At 42.1% G+C, this 18930-nt stretch carries 14 protein-coding genes; 7 read left to right on the top strand and 7 right to left on the bottom strand.

The window, feature by feature from the left end; all coding sequences use genetic code 11:
* Positions 1-108: 108 nt before the first annotated feature.
* Positions 109-852: a zinc-dependent metalloprotease family protein gene (locus tag EJ103_RS19530; RefSeq protein ID WP_004589607.1), complete on the bottom strand. Its 744-nt coding sequence runs from the start codon at positions 850-852 to the stop codon at positions 109-111.
* A 60-nt stretch (positions 853-912) separates the two neighbouring features.
* Positions 913-1629 (bottom strand): hypothetical protein, encoded by a 717-nt coding sequence (locus EJ103_RS19525; protein ID WP_126009543.1) that lies wholly within the window; start codon positions 1627-1629, stop codon positions 913-915.
* A gap of 377 nt (positions 1630-2006) precedes the next feature.
* Here EJ103_RS19525 and EJ103_RS19520 point away from each other — a divergent pair, with 377 nt between their 5' ends.
* Positions 2007-3164 (top strand): benzoate/H(+) symporter BenE family transporter, encoded by a 1158-nt coding sequence (locus tag EJ103_RS19520; protein ID WP_126009541.1) that lies wholly within the window; start codon positions 2007-2009, stop codon positions 3162-3164.
* 641 nt (positions 3165-3805) lie between these two features.
* Here EJ103_RS19520 and hemH read toward each other — a convergent pair.
* Both hemH and EJ103_RS19510 read right to left on the bottom strand, forming a co-directional pair.
* Positions 3806-4825 (bottom strand): ferrochelatase, encoded by a 1020-nt coding sequence (gene hemH / locus EJ103_RS19515; protein WP_126009539.1) that lies wholly within the window; start codon positions 4823-4825, stop codon positions 3806-3808.
* Between the two features lie 285 nt (positions 4826-5110).
* Positions 5111-6442: an HD domain-containing phosphohydrolase gene (locus tag EJ103_RS19510; protein ID WP_126009537.1), complete on the bottom strand. Its 1332-nt coding sequence runs from the start codon at positions 6440-6442 to the stop codon at positions 5111-5113.
* 111 nt (positions 6443-6553) lie between these two features.
* Between EJ103_RS19510 and EJ103_RS19505 the strand changes: the two genes are divergently transcribed.
* From EJ103_RS19505 to arfA, 3 genes are all read left to right on the top strand, one after another.
* The gene (locus EJ103_RS19505; protein ID WP_121638646.1) at positions 6554-7531 is read left to right on the top strand and encodes an ATP-binding protein; all 978 of its coding nucleotides are present in this window, start codon (positions 6554-6556) and stop codon (positions 7529-7531) included.
* Between the two features lie 227 nt (positions 7532-7758).
* Positions 7759-10299 carry a TonB-dependent receptor gene (locus EJ103_RS19500; protein ID WP_126009535.1) on the top strand — a complete coding sequence of 847 codons (2541 nt, stop codon included), beginning with the start codon at positions 7759-7761 and terminating at the stop codon, positions 10297-10299.
* Positions 10300-10518: 219 nt separating this feature from the next.
* Positions 10519-10719 carry an alternative ribosome rescue factor ArfA gene (gene arfA / locus EJ103_RS19495; RefSeq protein ID WP_024032961.1) on the top strand — a complete coding sequence of 67 codons (201 nt, stop codon included), beginning with the start codon at positions 10519-10521 and terminating at the stop codon, positions 10717-10719.
* A 31-nt stretch (positions 10720-10750) separates the two neighbouring features.
* Here arfA and EJ103_RS19490 read toward each other — a convergent pair whose 3' ends face one another.
* Both EJ103_RS19490 and EJ103_RS19485 read right to left on the bottom strand, forming a co-directional pair.
* Entirely contained in the window at positions 10751-11314 is a 564-nt protein-coding gene (locus tag EJ103_RS19490) for a cytochrome b (protein WP_126009533.1), read from the bottom strand.
* Between the two features lie 475 nt (positions 11315-11789).
* A complete protein-coding gene (locus tag EJ103_RS19485; RefSeq protein WP_126009531.1) occupies positions 11790-12758 on the bottom strand; it encodes a helix-turn-helix domain-containing protein in 969 nt (322 codons plus the stop codon).
* A 219-nt stretch (positions 12759-12977) separates the two neighbouring features.
* Here EJ103_RS19485 and EJ103_RS19480 point away from each other — a divergent pair, with 219 nt between their 5' ends.
* Genes EJ103_RS19480 through eat form a run of 3 tightly spaced genes read left to right on the top strand, consistent with a single transcriptional unit; the run spans position 12978 to position 16683 of the window.
* On the top strand, positions 12978-14381 hold the full coding sequence (locus EJ103_RS19480) for an ethanolamine ammonia-lyase subunit EutB (protein WP_126009529.1): 1404 nt from the start codon (positions 12978-12980) through the stop codon (positions 14379-14381).
* Positions 14381-15259, top strand: coding sequence for an ethanolamine ammonia-lyase subunit EutC (eutC, locus tag EJ103_RS19475; protein WP_126009527.1), 879 nt, complete (start codon positions 14381-14383; stop codon positions 15257-15259). The genes EJ103_RS19480 and eutC overlap by 1 nt, the downstream gene beginning before the upstream one ends.
* Before the next feature lie 20 nt (positions 15260-15279).
* On the top strand, positions 15280-16683 hold the full coding sequence (gene eat, locus EJ103_RS19470) for an ethanolamine permease (RefSeq protein ID WP_126009525.1): 1404 nt from the start codon (positions 15280-15282) through the stop codon (positions 16681-16683).
* Positions 16684-17337: 654 nt separating this feature from the next.
* On the opposite strand, the gene EJ103_RS19465 is transcribed toward eat, so the two are convergent.
* Entirely contained in the window at positions 17338-18837 is a 1500-nt protein-coding gene (locus EJ103_RS19465) for a DUF2235 domain-containing protein (protein ID WP_126009523.1), read from the bottom strand.
* Positions 18838-18930: the final 93 nt, after the last annotated feature.

The following is an 18930-nucleotide window of genomic DNA, read 5'->3' as shown; positions in this document are numbered from 1 at the left end:
ACTTAACCTTGAAAGATCAACAAACCTTAAGCCAAATAAAAAAGAGCGCAAATGCGCTCTAAAGGGAAATAATTATAAGTGGGCTAAATACAGCCTGCTTTAAATCACTTACTTAAAGTTAGCAATGCTTGTTTTAGTGTCGGTAACCGTACGAATAGCATACGCTTGGTTAGTTACACCAAAAGCCAAGCCATTTACGCTCCAATTAGGGTTAGAGAAGTAATCGTACTGCGTTGCGCTACCGTAAACGTGCGGGTAGGCCATAATGCTGGCAAATTCGTTTTGTACGCCGTGGCCCATTCCATCTACATATACGCCGCCCGATGTATCGCCTTGTTTACGTGAGTGCGCCAGGCCTTGGTTATGACCAAGTTCGTGTACAAACGTAGTGGCACCACAGTCAATAGCAGTAATAGAGTACATACGGTCGCTCATTGAGCTATATAAATTACCGTTAGTGCCTTGGCCAACCCAAGCTAAACCACACGAGATTAAACCATTACCCGCACTTTGGCCGGTACCAAGTACGGCAACCATGTCGGCTTTCCAGCTAGTGCGTAAACCATCTACATAGCTGCTGTTAGTTACTGCATCTAACCAATCTTCAGACGGTGTAATTGCGTAATCGCCTAGGTTTTCTGTGCCCGCTAAACGCAGTGTAATGTCTACCCCATTTTGGCTATAAACCTGGTTACTAAAGGCGATCAGCTGGTTTATTTTAGTGTTTATATTGCTCGTAGCTGCGGCCGATTGGTCGGTATATAAAATACCAATATCAATCGTTACTGCCTGTGCTGCACTGGTTGCAAATAGCGCGCTGGCAATGGCTGCCGTCGTGATTAGTTTTTTCATTTTTATATTTCCTTACTTATGTAGTGGTTGGAAGTTTTACTGCTGATTGATTTAGTTGGGTTACTGCGTGTTGGGTTGTTCAGTTTTTTTTGGGGCAAACATATCTATGGTTTTATCTGTTTTTGGTGTGGGCGCATCTACGTGATGCTCTATGTGGTTTTGGTACAAGTCGCGTTTTGCTGCAATCCAGCCATATTTACCTTTACTTTCAAAAACGTAATTGCCGCTTGGTGCGGTAAATTGCCCATAAATTGCATCGTTTCCTACGGTCATGACCGTGGTGTGTAGTTGCCCATTGGCACCAATAACTTGACCAAATATGCTTTTATCGCCATTACTCGCCTCTGATAACGAGGTGATTTCGGCGCTGTAGGTTTCGGCGGTTTGCGGGATTGAAATATCAAACGAGTCGCCAGCTTCAAGGGTTTGTAACGTATTTAGGTCGAACTCTATGTAGGCTTCGTTGTTTAAATCGCTTGGTAGTACGTTGGCGTTGGTAAGTACCTCTTTAGCTTTTGCAGATACCTTGTTTATAGCTTCAAACTGGTTGCTTTGCGCTGGTGCCTCAATGGTTATAGGTTTTACGTTAACGGGATCTTTACTCATATCAATGGGCTGTGGTGCTTTTTTATTTGCTGCAAATTGAGAGTCAACGGGCACTATATCCACTGAAACAGGCGCCGTTACCTGCTGAGGTTTTTCGGTATTAAATAGCAGCTTATAAATAGCAAATGCAGATAGACCAAGGGCAACAATTATTAAAATAGCGCGTTTCATTTGTTTCTCTTACGGGGTTTTTGGTTAACTAATTGTTACGTTTTATATCATCTAGATAATTAGATCAAGTTAGTGTAAGTAGTATAAAAGTGCTAATTATTTGCATTGTAAATGATTGTAAATAAACAATTTACCTATAATGGGTTTGATTTATTGGGCTAAAAAGGATGGGTTTTTATAGAGTTTTAGCGGGGTGTAAGCGTAAGCGAATAATTGTTTTTGTTTTTAATTTGGCAATGAAAGGTGTGATCTTTATAGGTAAAAAAAATTTTAAAATAATGAATATTTTTCACGCTTAATAGCGTAAACGCTAATTGCAAAGCGTAAATAGGCAACGTATGTTGTGGGCTTAAAAATCTAAAATTAAGAGGGATTTTATGACGTTTTCCGATCAGCTGCTTAATCGAGCAACCGCAGGGTTGGTGGCTGTTATTATTGGTTTTTCAAGTTCTATTGCGCTTATTTATCAAGTTGTTATAACCCTTGGCGGCACGCCCGATTTAGTCGCAAGCTGGCTTTTAATGCTAGGGCTGGTAATGGGCATAACCACTATTGGGTTGTCGTATTATTATAAAGTGCCCGTTTTAATTGCATGGTCTACCACTGGGGCGGCTTTACTTATTTCCAGCGCGCAGGGCTACCATTTAGGCGAAGCCATTGGTGCATTTATGTTTGCTGCTACATTGGTTTTTGTGTCGGGGGTTACCGGTTGGTTTGAAAAAATAATGAACCGCATACCGAGCGAACTTGCCTGTGCCATGCTGGCAGGCGTATTGGTCACCTTTGGTATAGATGTATTTAATTTTATGAATGAGCTACCACTGGTTATAGGCCTAATGGTGCTTATGTATTTTTTAGGAAAACGATTTTTTGCGCGTTTTGCCATGCTTAGCGTTTTAGTTGCAGGCGTGCTACTGGCGTGGCAAATGGGGCATATTGATACTGGCGCTATTCATTGGAAAATAAGTGAGTTTGCATACATAGCGCCGGTGTTTAACTTGCAAGCGTGTATAAGTATTGGCTTACCGCTTTATATAGTGACCATGACCTCTCAAAACTTACCGGGTATTGCTGTACTAAAGGCTCATAATTATAAAGCGCCTATCTCGGCTACGCTTAACGTAACTGGTATTATTAATATTTTAACTGCGCCGTTTGGTACGTACTCTATTAATTTAGCCGCTATTACCGCTGCTATTTGTATGAGCGACGAGGCCGATAAAAATCCCGATAAACGCTATTGGGCAAGTATTGCCGCAGGCGTATTTTATATTGTTATGGCACTTTGCGCGGCAACGCTTGTTGGTTTAGTGGCAAGTTTACCGCAGGCATTAATTTTAGCCTTAGCGGGTATTGCGTTGTTTGGCACCATTGCTAATAGCTTGCAACAAGCTTTAAGCTCAGCCCAATACACAGAGGCTGCAATAGTTACGTTTTTGGTAACCGCGTCTGATTTAACCATGCTCTCGGTGGGCTCTGCTTTTTGGGGAATAATTGCAGGCGTTTGTACGTTGATGATCACCCGTAAAAGTTAAAGAAAAGCGTTAACGAATAGGTTTAACAGGTAAAAGCGTTGCTTTTAAAACGCCAGCAAGCTGCGCGTTTACAAGGTAATTGATCTCGGTGTTAATTTTGTTGGTAGGCGCGAAGCTTGCTCGCGCGAGACATTAGTTGCTTCTCTAAAAGCGAAGCGCCTCTTAACCTCTTTGTGATTTATTGATCTTTAATACAAAAATGCACAAAGAGAAGGGAAAGAGGATTAAATGAGAAGTGAAAGTTGTAGACGCGAAGCTTGCTCGCGCGCGATGCAAGTTACTTCTCTAAAAGCGAAGCGTCTCTTAACCTCTTTGTGGTTTATTGATCTTTAATACAAAAATGCACAAAGAGAAGGGAATGAGGAGTAAATGAGAAGTGAAGCTTGTAGGCGCGAAGCTTGCTCGCGCGCGATGCAAGTTACTTCTCTAAAAGCGAAGCGTCTCTAAACCTCTTTGTGATTTATTGATCTTTAATACAACAAATGCACAAAGAGAAGAGAATGAGGAGTAAACGAGAAGTGAAAGTTGTAGGCGCGAAGCTTGCTCGCGCAAAATAGTAGCTATGACATTTAATAAATGCTTACCTTACAACTAAAAAAGCGGTGTTAAATTTAACACCGCTTTTTTACGTTAAGATGCGTTTAAAGCATTGGTTTTAGCACATCATATAAAGCGTTAATGTGATCGTCTCTGTCGTTTAAGGCTGCAATATAACGGTACTTTTCGCCGCCTGCGTTTTCAAAAATTTCGCGGTTTTCTTCTTCAAGCTCTTCGAGTGTTTCTAAGCAATCGGCGCTAAAAGCAGGGCTTAAAATTGCTACGTCGGTAATGTTTTCATCAGGTAACGATGCAAGCGTGGCGTCGGTGTATGGCTTTAACCATTCGGCTTTACCAAAGCGGCTTTGAAAAGTGCTAATTACTTTATCTTTATCAAGGCCTAGTTTTTCAACCACTAAACGCGTGGTTTGCAAACATAGGCAGTGGTAAGGATCGCCTCTATCTAAAAATAGCTTTGGCATACCGTGGTATGAAAAAACTAATTTTTGTGGCATACCGTTTTTTTCTAAATCTTCACTAATGCTGCTAGCTAATGAATCAATGTAAGCGGTGTTTTTGTGATAACCATTTACAAAGTGTAGCTCTGGCACCCAGCGCCATTTTTGCAATACTCTTGATACGGCATCAAATGTTGAGCCGGTGGTAGGGCTTGAATATTGCGGGTAAAGCGGTAGTACAATTATGCGCGTTAGGCCTTTATCGCGCAGCGCTTCCAGGCCCGCCTCTATTGAAGGATTGCCGTAACGCATGGCCATAACAACTTCGGTATTGGTATAACCTTGCTCTTGGAGTAGTGCGCTTAGTTTGTCACGTTGCAAGCGGGTAATATGCGTTAGCGGCGAGCCGTTTTCGGTCCAAATGCTTTCGTATAGTTTTGCTGAGCGCTTAGGGCGAATACGCAAAATTATACCGTGCAGTATTATCATCCACACTAAACGTGGAATTTCTACAATGCGCGGATCGGATAAAAATTCACGTAAGTAGGTACGCAGTGCCGCAGGGGTGGGCGCGTCTGGACTGCCTAAGTTGGTAAGTAAAATGCCCGTTTTTTGATTAAAACGTCCGTCGTGGGGATTGTCAGTGACTGCAGAAAATCGCGACACGCTGTGCTCCTTAAAGCAATGTGATACCAATTCGCAATAATACTTGATCATTTTGCGGGACTAAACGTGTCGCTACCAGCGTTAAAAAACTCTCATTTAGAACAACTAAATAGCGAATTTTTTGCCTAGCTATCAACACGTTTTTCCATCCTCAAAATAAATTACTTAATTAAGCGGATTGGTATTAAACAGTTTAAAATTTATACCCAGATTAACAGGTACCTGTTTGAATTAGTTTAGCTTATTTACGGTAATTGTAACGAAAAAAGCCACAGTTTAGATCACTCATTTAGCGCTTTTTACCATTATTCTAAATGGGGTCGGTTTTTTGGCTTCTAGTTGCTGTAGTTTTTCGATGGATTTTTTGCCAAACACATGGCCTTTAGGTAACAACATAATACCGCTGTGGCTGTGTAACGTATGACCTAAAATCATATTGGCTTTTAGCTCTTGAGCGCTGCATATAATGATAGAGCCCGCATTATTAAGTTGCTCATTTAATTTGCTATGGCTTGCCTCGAGTGCGCGCACAATTTTAGGGTGGTAAAAAGTGCCACTGTACATTTTAACGCTTTCGAGTGCATCGCTGTGGCGCTCTTTGTCTGTAGGGCCTTGGCTTTGTTCAAATGCGTTCCAATAATCGCGAGCAACGCTAAGCACCATAGCGCCAATAGGAATGTCGTTTGCTGCTAATCCTTTTGGTAAACCGTTGCCGTTAAAGCGCTCATATTGATGATAAATTGCATCAGATACATCATGTAAATGTATAGCAGGCATAAGCATTAATTGTGCTGTGCTTGGGTGTGTATAAAAGGCTTTGCGCTGTTGCTCGCTTAGCCGACTCACTGGCTTTTTATAGAGCTCTGGGTCCATAGCAAGTAAACCTATTTGCGCTAAGTAACCCGCCATGGGGGCTAAATCTATACTTTTTTGCGAGAGGTTTAAGTACAGTGCTATTTGGGTGCAGGTGTCGGCAATTTTTTGCGCTTTGTTGCCATCTAAGTATGGGTTGGCGTTTATAAAATTATAAAGTAGCTCTACGGTGGCTTTGTGTTCGTGTTTTTCGCGCTCGTTGGCATCTTCTAGTTGTTTAAGTACCTGCTTAATTTGCTTTGTACGCTTTTCTACTCGTTGCTCTAATGAGTTATTTAATTCGAGAAGTTCTTTGTTTTGCTGTTTTACTTGCAGCTCGAGTTGCTTGTTTTGTTTTTTTAGCTGAAATTTTTCGATGCTGTCATTAATACTGCGCAAAAGCATATCGTTTTGCCATGGCTTTTGTATGTAGCCGTTAATTTGTGCCAGATTAACAGCTGCTAGGGTGGTTTCTATTTCGGCGTAACCGGTTAATAAAATACGTTGTGTTTCGGGAGCTTTGTTACGGGCTTGCTCTAAAAATTGCGCACCATTCAAGGTGGGCATTTTCATGTCGCTAATAATTAAGCTAAATTCGTGGCTGTTTAAAAGCTCAAGCGCTTGCACTGGGCTTTTGCAGGTCATAAAACTAAAGTTATTATTTTTTAATAAGGAGGTTAGTGAGCGCAGAACAATTTCGTCGTCATCAACACAAAGTACATCTACGGCAGTGATTGAATGTGCAGCGTCTGCTGGTTTGGTCATAGTGCTACCTTTTAAAATAATAAGCATAGCCTAAAAATTGCCCCTAGTTTGCATAATTACGTATGGCAAACTAAACGTTATACATGGATGCGTATTTATGGAGCGAATAGGATGAGCACTTTAACCGACGACTACAAACAAGCCTTTTTAGATGAGCAGCAAAAGCGTATAGCCGCAGAGCAACTGCTTGCCGATAAAAGCCAATTGTTAGTTGTGTTAAATGGCGAACTAACCAAAAACGTTGCTGAGCTGTCTTTGTATCAGCAAATGTTTGTTCAGGCCGACAAAATGGCAAGTGTGGGTGTTTTGTCTTGCAGTATTGCGCATGAAATAAATAACCCGCTTTCGTATGTAATTAGTAATATAGAAAGCTTGCAATATGTTAGCCCTCTTTTATCAAAATCTCTTCATTATAACGAGCAGTTTTTAACCGGCCAATTAAATGCAGGGCAATTTAAAAACGTGTTGGTTGATCTAAAAAAACAATACGAACTGGCATGGAATGGACACGAAATTTACTCGCAGTTGAGCGAAAGCCTAGATGGTTTAAAGCGCATAAAGCAAACCGTGCATAATTTATTAAACCTTAGCCAATTTACTAGTACCCATAACAAGCAATATTTAGATGCAAGCGAGGTTGCAGGCTCTGCTTTAGGCGTGTTGCAAGGGCAACTAAAATACTGCGAAATAAAAACTAATTTTGAGCAAGTGCCGCTAATTTGGGGGGAGCTGTCGTCTATTCATCAAATTTTTGTTGAGCTGTTATTAAATGCTCAACAAGCGTGCGAACATGAATTAGAAAAAGGCACCATTATTGAACTAAGCGTAACGCAGCAAAATGAGGGGGTATGTATAAAAGTGAAAGATAACGGTTGTGGAATGGATGAAAATACCCAAGCGCACCTTTTTAAGCCTTTTTTTACTACACATAAAACAGCCCACTCATTAGGAATAGGAATGACCGTTGTTAACTTTATTTTGCAAGATCACGGCGGAAAAATAGAAGTTAGCAGTACTTTAGGAACAGGTACTACCATTTGTTGTTGGTTACCCGTAAAAGTACAAGAAAGCGTGATAAACCCATTGTAAATAAAGTGTTAATTTAGTTTGGGGTTGAAATTAAAATCCTTAATTGTATGTGTTTTGAACAAGTTTAAGTGTTATTTTTTAGTATTTACATTTTTTTGCATAGTTAGACCTATTATCTAGTTTTTTTCATTTCTTTTTATTTGCATATGTTGCTAGGATGTTCCCCAGTGCGATGCGTTACATCGCAATAACAAATATTAAAGAACACACTAAACAGGGTCGTCACCATGTCAACATACCGTTTAAATACATTAGCTGCCGCTGTTGCGTTTGCCGTAAGCGCACCAAGCATTGTAAGCGCTCAAGAAGCACCTGTTGAGGCTGCACAAAATATTGAACAAATTTCTGTATTAGGATCGCGCGTTTCTAACCGCACCTCTACTGAGTCTTCGTCACCTATTGATTTAATAGACGCTGATGATTTAAACAAAGGTGGCTTTACAGAACTAGGGCAGAGTCTGCAAGCTACTGCCCCGTCGTTTAACTTTTCTCGTACGCAAGTATCTGATGGCTCTGATTTATTTAGACCAGCAACGCTGCGCGGCTTACAGCCAGATCAAACGTTAGTGTTGGTTAACGGTAAGCGCCGCCATAATCAATCTATTTTTGGCCTTAACGGCACTGTAGGTGCAGGCGCTGCCGGCACCGACATGAACGCCATTCCGCTAACTGCGCTTAAAGGTGTAGAAGTACTACGCGATGGCGCAGCAGCTAAGTATGGCTCTGACGCGATAGCTGGCGTAATTAACTTATCGCTTAATAATTCAACTGGCGTAACAACGGGTTACGTACAGTACGGCGGCACCAGTGAAGGCGACGGCGATACGCTTTCTGCAGGTTTAAACCGTGGTTTTGACTTAGGTAACGAAGGCGGCTTTATTAATTTATCGCTTGAGTATCGTGATGCCGATGGCACTAACCGTGCAGAGCGCGATACCGGTGGGTCGTTAAATGTTGAGCCAGGCACGCTGAGTGAAGATGTACGTTGGAGCCAAGGTAACTCAGAAAGTGAATTTACCTCGTTATTTTACAATATGGCTTTGCCAATGGGTGACAGCGAATTGTACTCATTTGGTGGTTATTCTGAGCGCACCGCGCTGGGTAATGGTTTTTACCGTAACTTTAACGAAGCGTCTAAAAATGTAACGCAAGTATACAGCGATGGCTTTTTACCCCGTATTTATAACGAAGCTGAAGATATTTCAGTAGCGGTTGGTTTTAGAGGCGATATAAACCCAGATTGGGGATACGATGTATCGGCAGTGTATGGCGAAAACAAATACGACTTTACCTCACGTAATACTATAAATGCCTCTTATGCGGCGGAGTACGTATTTAACAACCCAGATGCAAGCGATGCCGATATAGCAGCAAATGCAGGCCCAAGCGGCGGTTACTCTGGTGGTTTTAGATTTGATCAAACAACAGTTAATGCTGATTTTAACGGCATCGTTGATATTGGCCGCAATGAGCCTTTATATGTAACTATTGGTGCAGAATACCGTAAAGAAAACTACGAAATAGTACCTGGCGATGAAGCCTCTTACGCATGTGGTTTAGCAAATACCGATGCTTCGTACCCTTCAGTAAACGATCCTGATCAATTTGCTGAGTGTGGTTTTCAGGCTTATAACGGTTTGCGCCCAGAGGCAACAAATAAGAGCGAACGCCACAGCTACGCGTTTTATGTAGATGTAGAAACCATGGTAACGGATGCATGGAACGTAAGTGGTGCGTTGCGCTATGAAGACTTTTCAGATGCGGGCGATGACTTAATTGGTAAGTTAGCAACACGCTATGAATTTAACGATGACTTTGCAGTACGTGGTGCGGTTTCTACTGGTTTTAGAGCGCCATCGCTTCAGCAAAGTGGTTATACCGCATTTACAACTAACCTAGGCTCAGACGGTACACTTACACAGTCGTTCACTGCAAATACGGGGACTGCTTTTCCAAGTGCGTTAGGTGTAGATAGCCTAGAGCTTGAAACCTCAACTAACTACAGTGCTGGTTTTGTTTACGATGTAACAAGTGAGCTTTCGTTAACGGTCGATTTTTACCGCGTAGAAATTAAAGACCGTATTACGCTTGGTAGTTTACTTTCTGCAGAGGATGTTGCCTTTAGCGATGAAGCCGTAGCCGCGCTTCAAGCAACCGGCGCAGTGCAAGCTAATTACTTTTCAAACTCTGTAGATTCAACTACACAAGGTGTTGATATTATTGCCTCTTATCGTACTGATGTAGAGGGCGGTAATTTTGGAGTGACCTTTGCGGGTAACTTAAACGACACTAAAATTGATAACGTGAACGCAGAAGAAGGTATTCCTGAGTCGGTGGCGTTTGATGATTTACAACGTAGCTTTTTTACCGATGGCCAGCCAGGTGAGCGCGCAACTTTAACGTTTGACTACGAACGTGATGCGTATGAAACAACGCTTCGCTTTAATTACTTTGGCGAAACAGACGTTAAATACTTTGGTAATGACCATATTTCACTACCGGGTGAGCTTTCACCTACGGGGTCGTTTAAACCAACAAGTACAGTTGAATCAGCAGTACTAGTGGATTTAAACGTTAGCTACCAAATTAACGAAATATTTAACGTATCGGTAGGGGCTGATAATATTTTTGATGAAACCCCAGATGAGCTAGGTGATGACGAAGTGCTTAACTTTATTACCAACGGCGCGTTTAAATACCCTGTACGTGCATTGCCTTACGGCTTTGACGGGCGTACTTATTATGCAAAAGTAAGCTTTGAATTTTAATTATTTGAGCTAAAACTATTTAACCTAAATTCTGGTTAAGAGATATACCAACATATTTTATTATCCAGCGTTCAGGTTACTCAGCGCAGTTATTTACTGCGCTTTTTTTATGTTTATTTATTATGAAAAAAGAGCGTTAAAACACTTGCAAGGTTGAAAATTAGGCATACAATCGCCACTTCTTAAGGTTCTTATTGTTATAAATAGTTAGGAAATAAAATGGCTAAAAAATCGAAAACCAAAGCCGCAAATAATAGTGCGGTAGACACCGGCCGAGGTGTTATTAATCATAATGCGCTGGCGGCGCTAGTAACCTCTAAAGTGTTTAAACCTCAAGTGGTTAAAGCTAAAAAAGGGAAAGGCTCGTTTAAGCGCAATAACAAACACGTAGGACGAGAGTCTTATTTAATCGCGGCTTAAATAGCACCGATCAAATAAGACTTTTAACTACCTACTTTTTGCCAAGCATACGCGTAAGGGTGTTGTCTTTATCAATAATATGGTGCTTTAAAGCGCCCACAATATGTAAACCTAACGCGATAAGAAGCGCATTTGCTGTAATACCGTGAACGGTTTTTCCTATCTCTGCTAAGCCTTGGTTAAAAGCGAGGCTTTTTTGTGGGTTTTCTGGGTTGGGGTTGTGCGGTATAAGCTCTAGCCCGAACACCTCTACACCATGCCCACCAAAGCCTGACATAATCAGCCCCGAAATAGGCATAAGTAACATGCTTATTATAAGAACGTAATGCACAATTTTAGCTAACACTTGCTCATAATTTGGGTGTTTAACATCGTGCTTTGGCCAACCATTTACAATGCGCCATGTTACTCTTAATAACGCAAAAGCAAGCAGCATTACGCCAAATGATTTGTGCCAACTCATTAGAAAAAACGCTTTAAAGTTTTCCATATATAGGCCTGAGCCTAATAACCCAATAATTAAAATAGCTACAATCCAATGCAGGCTTATGGTGGTTTTGCTTAACGTACTTGTTGTATCTTTTGTAAGTTTCATTGTGGTTATTTCTAACTTAAAAAGTGGCCTTTAGTTGCGTGTACAATTGAATAATCTACATTAATGCAGCTAGCTTAAACTATAGAGGGTTAAAGTAGGGTTAACGAAACTTATTTTTTAAATTTAAAAGGATATAACCGCAACGTGAAGTAAAAATTGTAGGCGCGAAGCTTGCTCGCGCAAGATGATAGTTGCTTCTCTAAAAGCGAAGCGCCTCTGAGCCTCTTTGTGATTTATTGATCTTTAATACAATAATGCACAAAGAGAAGAGAGAGGAGTAAATGAGAAGTGAAAGCTGTAGGCGCGAAGCTTGCTCGCGCAAAATGCTCGTTACTTCTCTAAAAGCGAAGCGCCTCTTAACCTCTTTGTGATTTATTGATCTTTAATACAAAAATGCACAAAGAGAAGGGATAGAGAAGTAAATGAGAAGTAAAAGTGGTAGGCGCGAAGCTTGCTCGCGCGCAATGCGCAGCATTTAATACTCAAAGGCGCCTTCTTTTATATTATTGGCGATAGTTTGAGAGGGGTTTTCACCAAATAACTGCGTGTAATCTTTAGTAAATTGCCCTGCGTGCCAAAACCCCCAATTGGCCGCTATGATTGATATAGGCTTAGTTTGTCCAACCACTTTAAGCTCGCGCCTTACATTATTTAAACGGGTTAAACGCAAAAACCTAAGCGGGTTAATACCTAAAATGCTTTCGAAACTGTACTGCAACGTGCGCCTACTAACAAAAGTAAGCTCGCAAAGTTCGGTTATGGTTATTGTTTTTTGTGGGTTGGTTGCCACGTACTCTTTTACTTTATCGACCACCGCTTTACGGTGTTTGTAGCTTGGGGCTATGTTTTGCTGCGGGTTATCGGCTTGCAATAAGTGTAGTGCTAACATACTAAGCATATCTTGCTGTGACTCTGGTTTAAGCCCAAAGCCTTTATTTATAACCATACTGTTAATAATTTGCCTTGCTGTTTGCAGCGATGAGTCACTAACCGTTAAACGAGCAGATTGTGCAGATGATAGGTTTTTAATTGTTACGCCTTGTAACTGCGCCATGTACTCAATGGAATGCCAATCAATAACCAAACCGTAAATATCAAATTGCTCAGGGGTAATTAGCTCAAAGTCACTGCTGCTGGTACGGCACATAAATTGATTGCTCGCTACATCAAGGCCATTAATTTTACTTTGCTGCGACTGACTCGGTATGCCAAGCCAAATAGAGTTAGGGGCTATGTTGCATTGCTGGCGCAGCGCACGCTCGGTGTATTCTTTAAAAGCATGAATATCGTTGTAATTTACGCCTTCTATACAGCCATAAAAGCGGCCATCGCTTACTTGGTCGTACTTTTGCTGCCATTGAGTGAGGTTGTGGGCTTGCTCGTCAATATCGTGCGTGTATACCTTGCTCTTTTGTGGTGCGTTGTTGCTGCCTTGCTGCGCCATATAGGTGATGCTCTTTTAAAGTAAACATATTTTTGGTTTAAGTGAATGCCAAATAAAGGCGTTAACTTACTGAAATAAAATAATAAAAAACGATTTGCCAAAATTCGATAGCCACTTGGTACAAATTAAGCCTTCTTGTGACTATTCAAAATTGATTTATAGCTTATATGAGGCAAGACCTATACCAAGGTTTGTAATATTAGTTATGCGGAGTAAATCATGGGGCATACGTACAGTTATACTTTAGGAACACGTACTTATCAATTCAAGAGCTTAGCGCAGTTAATGGCTAAAGCTACGCCGCAGCGCTCGGGCGATAGGTTGGCGGGAGTTATTGCACAATCGGCACAAGAGCGCGCTGTAGCGCAGATGACATTGGCCGAAGTACCGCTAAAAACATTCTTAAACGATGTACTTATTCCCTACGAGCAAGACGAAATTACACGCCTTATTATTGATGAGCACGATGCAAACGCTTTTAAGCTTATATCGCACTTAACCGTGGGAGATTTTAGAAACTGGTTATTAAGTGATTTTGCAACGCCTGCGGTACTTGCAAGTGTTAGGCAAGCCATTACCCCTGAAATGGCCGCTGCGGTAAGTAAAATAATGCGTAATCAAGACCTCATACTTGTTGCTAAAAAGTGCCACGTAAAAAGCGCGTTTAGAAACACCATAGGTTTGCCTGGGCATTTATCAACCCGCTTGCAACCTAACCACCCAACCGATGACATAAATGGTATAGCTGCCTGTATGCTCGATGGCCTTTTATACGGCAATGGCGATGCGGTAATTGGCATCAATCCCGCCACCGACAACGTAGCACAAGCCATTAAGTTAATGACGCTGATGGATGATGTTATTCAAAAATACGAAATTCCAACACAAAGCTGCGTGCTTACCCATGTCACTAACACCATAGAATGCATAGAAGCAGGCGCGCCGGTTGATTTGGTTTTTCAGTCTATTGGCGGTACAGAAGCCACAAACTCAAGCTTTGGTTTTAATTTAAATACACTAGCTGAGGCGCAAGATGCTGCGCTGAGCTTAAAGCGTGGCACGGTTGGCAATAATGTAATGTATTTTGAAACCGGACAAGGCAGCTCGCTTTCGGCTAATGCACATCATGGGCTTGACCAACAAACCTGCGAGGCGCGTGCTTATGCTGTAGCGCGTAAGTTTAACCCTTTATTAGTTAATACCGTTGTAGGCTTTATTGGCCCCGAGTATTTATTTGATGGTAAAGAAATTACCCGCGCAGGGCTTGAAGATCACTTTTGTGCCAAGCTTTTAGGCATACCTATGGGGTGCGATGTGTGTTACACCAACCACGCCGAGGCCGACCAAAACGATATGGATAACTTACTCACCTTATTAGGTGTGGCGGGATGCTCGTTTGTAATGGGGATTCCTGGTTCGGACGATATTATGCTTAATTACCAAACTACCTCATTTCATGATGCCTTATATGTGCGCCGGGTTTTAGGCTCGCGCCCAGCGCCAGAATTTGAAGCGTGGCTTAGCAAAATGAAAATTATGGAAAATACCGCCGAGACTATTTTATCAAACACCTTACCAAGTGCCTTTGCTAAGCCATTAAAAGCAGTACAAGGAGGGATGTAATGAAAGCGGTTAAAAGCATAAACACGCAAAGCAGCCACGATCACGATAATGGCAAAGTGGTTGAAAACCCATGGAGCGATTTACGCCGTTTTACCGATGCCCGTATAGGTCTTGGCCGCGCAGGCATTAGTTTACCTACATCTGAAATGTTAGCGTTTCAGTTATCGCATGCTCAGGCGCGCGATGCGGTTAACTTTCCGTTAGATATTAGAGAAATGACAAAAACTCTTAGTGCTATTGATGCGCTTAGTGAGGTTGAAAAACCGCTAAGTGTACAAAGTGAGGCTGTTGATCGTGTTACTTATTTACAGCGCCCCGATTTAGGCCGAAAGTTAAACCAAGCAGGGCGTGCAACGCTTTTAAATACTATGCAAAATAGGCAAAGCAGTACTCAGGCACAATACGATTTAGCCATTGTAGTAGTTGATGGGCTTTCGTCGTTGGCGGTACAAAAAAACGCAGCGCCATTTATAAGCGAGCTTTTAAAGCAACTTCCTACTGAGCCCTCACCTTACAAAATTGCGCCAATTACCCTAGTAGAGCAAGGCCGCGTAGCGATTGGTGATGACATTGGCGAGCTGTTAAACGCACAAGTGGTAATGGTATTAATTGGTGAGCGCCCAGGGCTTAGCTCCCCCGACAGCCTTGGCCTTTATTTAACGTGGGAGCCAAAAACGGGGCTTAACGATGCGTGCCGTAATTGTATTTCTAACATTCGCCCTGCAGGGCTTAGCTACTTTGAGGCTGCCCGAAGAGCCGTATATTTACTGCAAGAGGCCAAAAAGTGCGAGCTTACTGGGGTTAACTTAAAAGACAGAACACAAGACGATGTAATAGAGCATCAGGTTCAAACCACAAATTTTTTAATCGCGGAATAAAACCATAAAAAGAGGTCAATATGTCTAATAACAATAAAGAGTATCTTGCACAAAGGCAGTTAAAAAGTGGCACTGCGGGCTGGTTATTGCTTGCAGGGCTAGGGGTGTCGTATGTAATTTCGGGCGACTTTGCAGGCTGGAACTTTGGCATAGCCGAAGCCGGCTGGGGCGGATTTGCCATTGCTGCGGTGTTAATGGCAATAATGTATTTAACGCTGGTGTTATCGCTTGCTGAAATGTCGGCAGCAATTCCTGCGGCAGGTGGCGGTTACAGTTTTGCACGCCAAGCTATGGGCCCTGCCGGGGGTTATTTAACTGGCCTTGCGGTATTAATTGAATATGCATTAGCCCCCGCCGCCATTGTTATATTTATTGGCTCGGCGGTTGAGGCGTTAACGGGTTTTAATGGCCCGTGGGTATATGCACTGTTTTACTTAACGTTTGTAGGTATTCACTTAGCGGGTGTGGGTGAAGCGCTAAAAGTAATGATGGTGATAAGTGGCTTAGCTGTATTGGCTATTATTGCCACCGCCGTGGCGTTAATTGCTAATTTTGACGCGGCTAATTTATTTGATGTTGCGGTAACTAATGCTGCAGGTGCAAATGAATTTTTACCACTTGGTTGGTATGGTGTGTGGGCTGCATTGCCTTTTGCTATGTGGTTATTTTTAGCAGTAGAAGGCGTGCCGCTTGCTGCCGAAGAAGCTAAAAACCCAGCTAAAGATGTACCTAAAGGCATTATTGGCGCTATGTTATTTTTACTGTTTACCGCTTTACTTGTTGTGGTATTAGTTCCCGCTGCCGGTGGCGCAAACGCAATGGGCGCCAGTGCAGTTCCTTTAGTTGATGCGCTTAACGCCACGGGCAATACAAGCTTAGCCACTGTGGTAAATATTTTAGGTTTAGCGGGGCTGGTCGCGTCGTTCTTTTCGATTATTTATGGTTATAGCCGTTTAGTGTTTGCGCTTTCGCGTGCGGGCTATTTACCGCGTTCGTTATCAATTACTACAGATCGCAAAGTACCCGCGCGTGCGTTAATTGTACCCGCTATTTTTGGATTTATTGCCTCACTGAGTGGTGAGGGCGATTTAATGCTAGCCATGGCGGTGGTAGGTGCAACGGTATCGTATGCGTTAATGGCGCTGAGCCATATTATGTTACGTATTAAGCAACCTAATCTAGCTCGTCCTTATAAAACGCCAGGTGGCGTGGTTACATCGGGTATTGCGCTAGTGTTATCGCTTATTGCATTAACGGGTGTGTATGCGTTTGACCCTCGTGCATTTTTATACACCGTAGTGCTATTTGTGATTGGTGCAGCTTATTACTTTGGCTATAGCGCTAAGCATTTAGTTGCTAAAAGTGCAGATGAAGAGTTTGCCATGCTTGCCGATGCTGAAGCGGACTTAGCCGCCTCAAATTAAGGGGGTTAACACTAGGGTAAAAGCGTTGCTTTTAAAACCCCAGCAAGCTGCGCGTCTACAGGGTAATTTACCTCGGTGTTAATTTTGTTGGTAGGCGCGAAGCTTGCTCGCGCAAAATGCTCGTTACTTCTCTAAAAGCGAAGCGCCTCTAAACCTCTTTGTGATTTATTGATCTTTAATACAAAAATGCACAAAGAGAAGGGATAGAGAAGTAAATGAGAAGTGAAAGCTGTAGGCGCGAAGCTTGCTCGCGCAAGATGCTCGTTACTTCTCTAAAAGCGAAGCGCCTCTAAGCCTCTTAGTGATTTATTGATCTTTAATACAAAAATGCACAAAGAGAAGAGAATGAGGAGTAAACGAGAAGTGAAACTTGTAGGCGCGAAGCTTGCTCGCGCAAGATGGTAGTTACTTCTCTAAAAGCGAAGCGCCTCTAAACCTCTTTGTGATTTATTGATCTTTAATACAAAAATGCACAAAGAGAAGAGAATGAGGAGTAAATGAGAAGTGAAAGCTGTAGGCGCGAAGCTTGCTCGCGCGAGATGCAAGTTACTTCTCTAGGTGTTCTCCTTCGCTTCTCGGTGGTGAAACACTCACTTTATACCTCGATTAAAGCGTTATTTTTAAACGCCAGTAAGCTGCGCGATTACAGCCCATTTAACTTATGCGGGTTACTTTTACTTTTATTTTCCCTGCATTGGCGCCGTAAAAGCGGCTTAAGTCATTGGCAAAGGGGCTAAATTCACCTGATTTAATAATAGTTACTGTAGCGCCATTGGCTATTTCAAATAAATATTCGTCGTTATTGTTAATTGCGCCAACCAAAGAGAACCACTGCGCTCTTGGAAGTCGTCTAAATGGTTCAAGCAATGCCATGGGGATTTCTTTAACCCCTAATTGCACATTATCGCGGTGCCAGCCGCTTGCAGTGCATTTTATGCCGTCGTCATACCAAAATTGATTGGGGTAGGGTTCAAACTTATAAGTTGCGCCTTCAACTAACATAAGCCCGGTATTGTTATGTGCCTCGCTGGCAAACACCATTACATCTTGGCTTTGCGAAACTTGTAATACACTCATGTTTTGGTTTTCAAGGGCAATGTGTTGGCTTAAACCAGTAAAGCTTAATGTGCTGTTATCGTCATACCTAATTTTGTAATGCAGGTTTTTAAGCGATTCTGGGCGATAACTAGTTAGTTTATTAATTCGTGTAGCAACGCTTTGATGTATATGTGGTTCTAGGTTGCTGGCTTCGTTATCAATAAGTACATAGCACTCCCTATCCACCAATTTAAAAAAGGGATTAAACCAAAAGTAATTTTGCTGATGACTTAAAGCTAGAGGATCGGGCGTTACGGTTACATCGTCTTGGTCAACTAATTTACTGCCAGGCAATAAGGTTTCGTAGTCAATATCGTGGCTGGTTAATAAGCTAATATTAAGTGGTTGCTCAATTAACCATTCAAGCGCATAGCGCAGGCAAATATCAGCTAGGCCATCGCGGTAATAACCGCCGCCAATATCTGAATGCGCCCCAGCAAACCAAAGCTCGGTAATATTATTTTGATGGTTCATTAGGGTGGGTTCAAACGCACGGCGTTTTTCATCAAGCGCTACGCAGTGTAGTGCCTGCGAAATATTATTAGCAATGGTGTGGTTTTCAAATATTACATGCTCGGCACCGCGCGTTGCTTTACTGACTTTTGATAAACCTATTGAGGCCACGGTATCAAATACACAGACGTAAACATTATCGCTAATTAAAGGCTCTAGGATTTTTGCAAAACGCCTAGCGAGTGCGCCGCCTCGGCTAAAGCCGGTAAGTAAAAGGGTGTCGCCTAGTTGGTAATGCGCTTTAAAATCACTCATGGCTTGATTTAAAATACTGGCAACATCGTCCCCACGTGGCGCTAAAGTTTGGTTTAAAATACGTTTTAAGCGGCTACCTTTAGTGCCAATACCTTGATAATAAAAACTAAGTTGGTTTGTAAATGGGGTTGTGGGGGAGTCATCGAGTTTGCCGCCTAATAATAAATGCAGCTTAAGAATATTAGAAATACTACTGTCTTCTTTAAAATGGTCTGAGCTAAATTGCTCTGCATCGCGAGGCTCGCCCCCAGTACCATCAAAATTAAAAATTAGCGTTTTACCCGTCATAGCCCTAATCCTTTAATTGTTTTAAATACTCTACACAGGGAATGTTAAATATTAAAGACATTAATTTTTCAAATAGCACGCTAAGTGGCGTTA

Origin of the sequence: Pseudoalteromonas sp. Xi13 (genome assembly GCF_003952205.1) — a bacterium.
Taxonomy (GTDB): domain Bacteria; phylum Pseudomonadota; class Gammaproteobacteria; order Enterobacterales; family Alteromonadaceae; genus Pseudoalteromonas; species Pseudoalteromonas atlantica.
The sequence above is the reverse complement of the archived record's forward strand: the minus strand, read 5'-3'. Positions and strand labels throughout refer to the sequence as shown.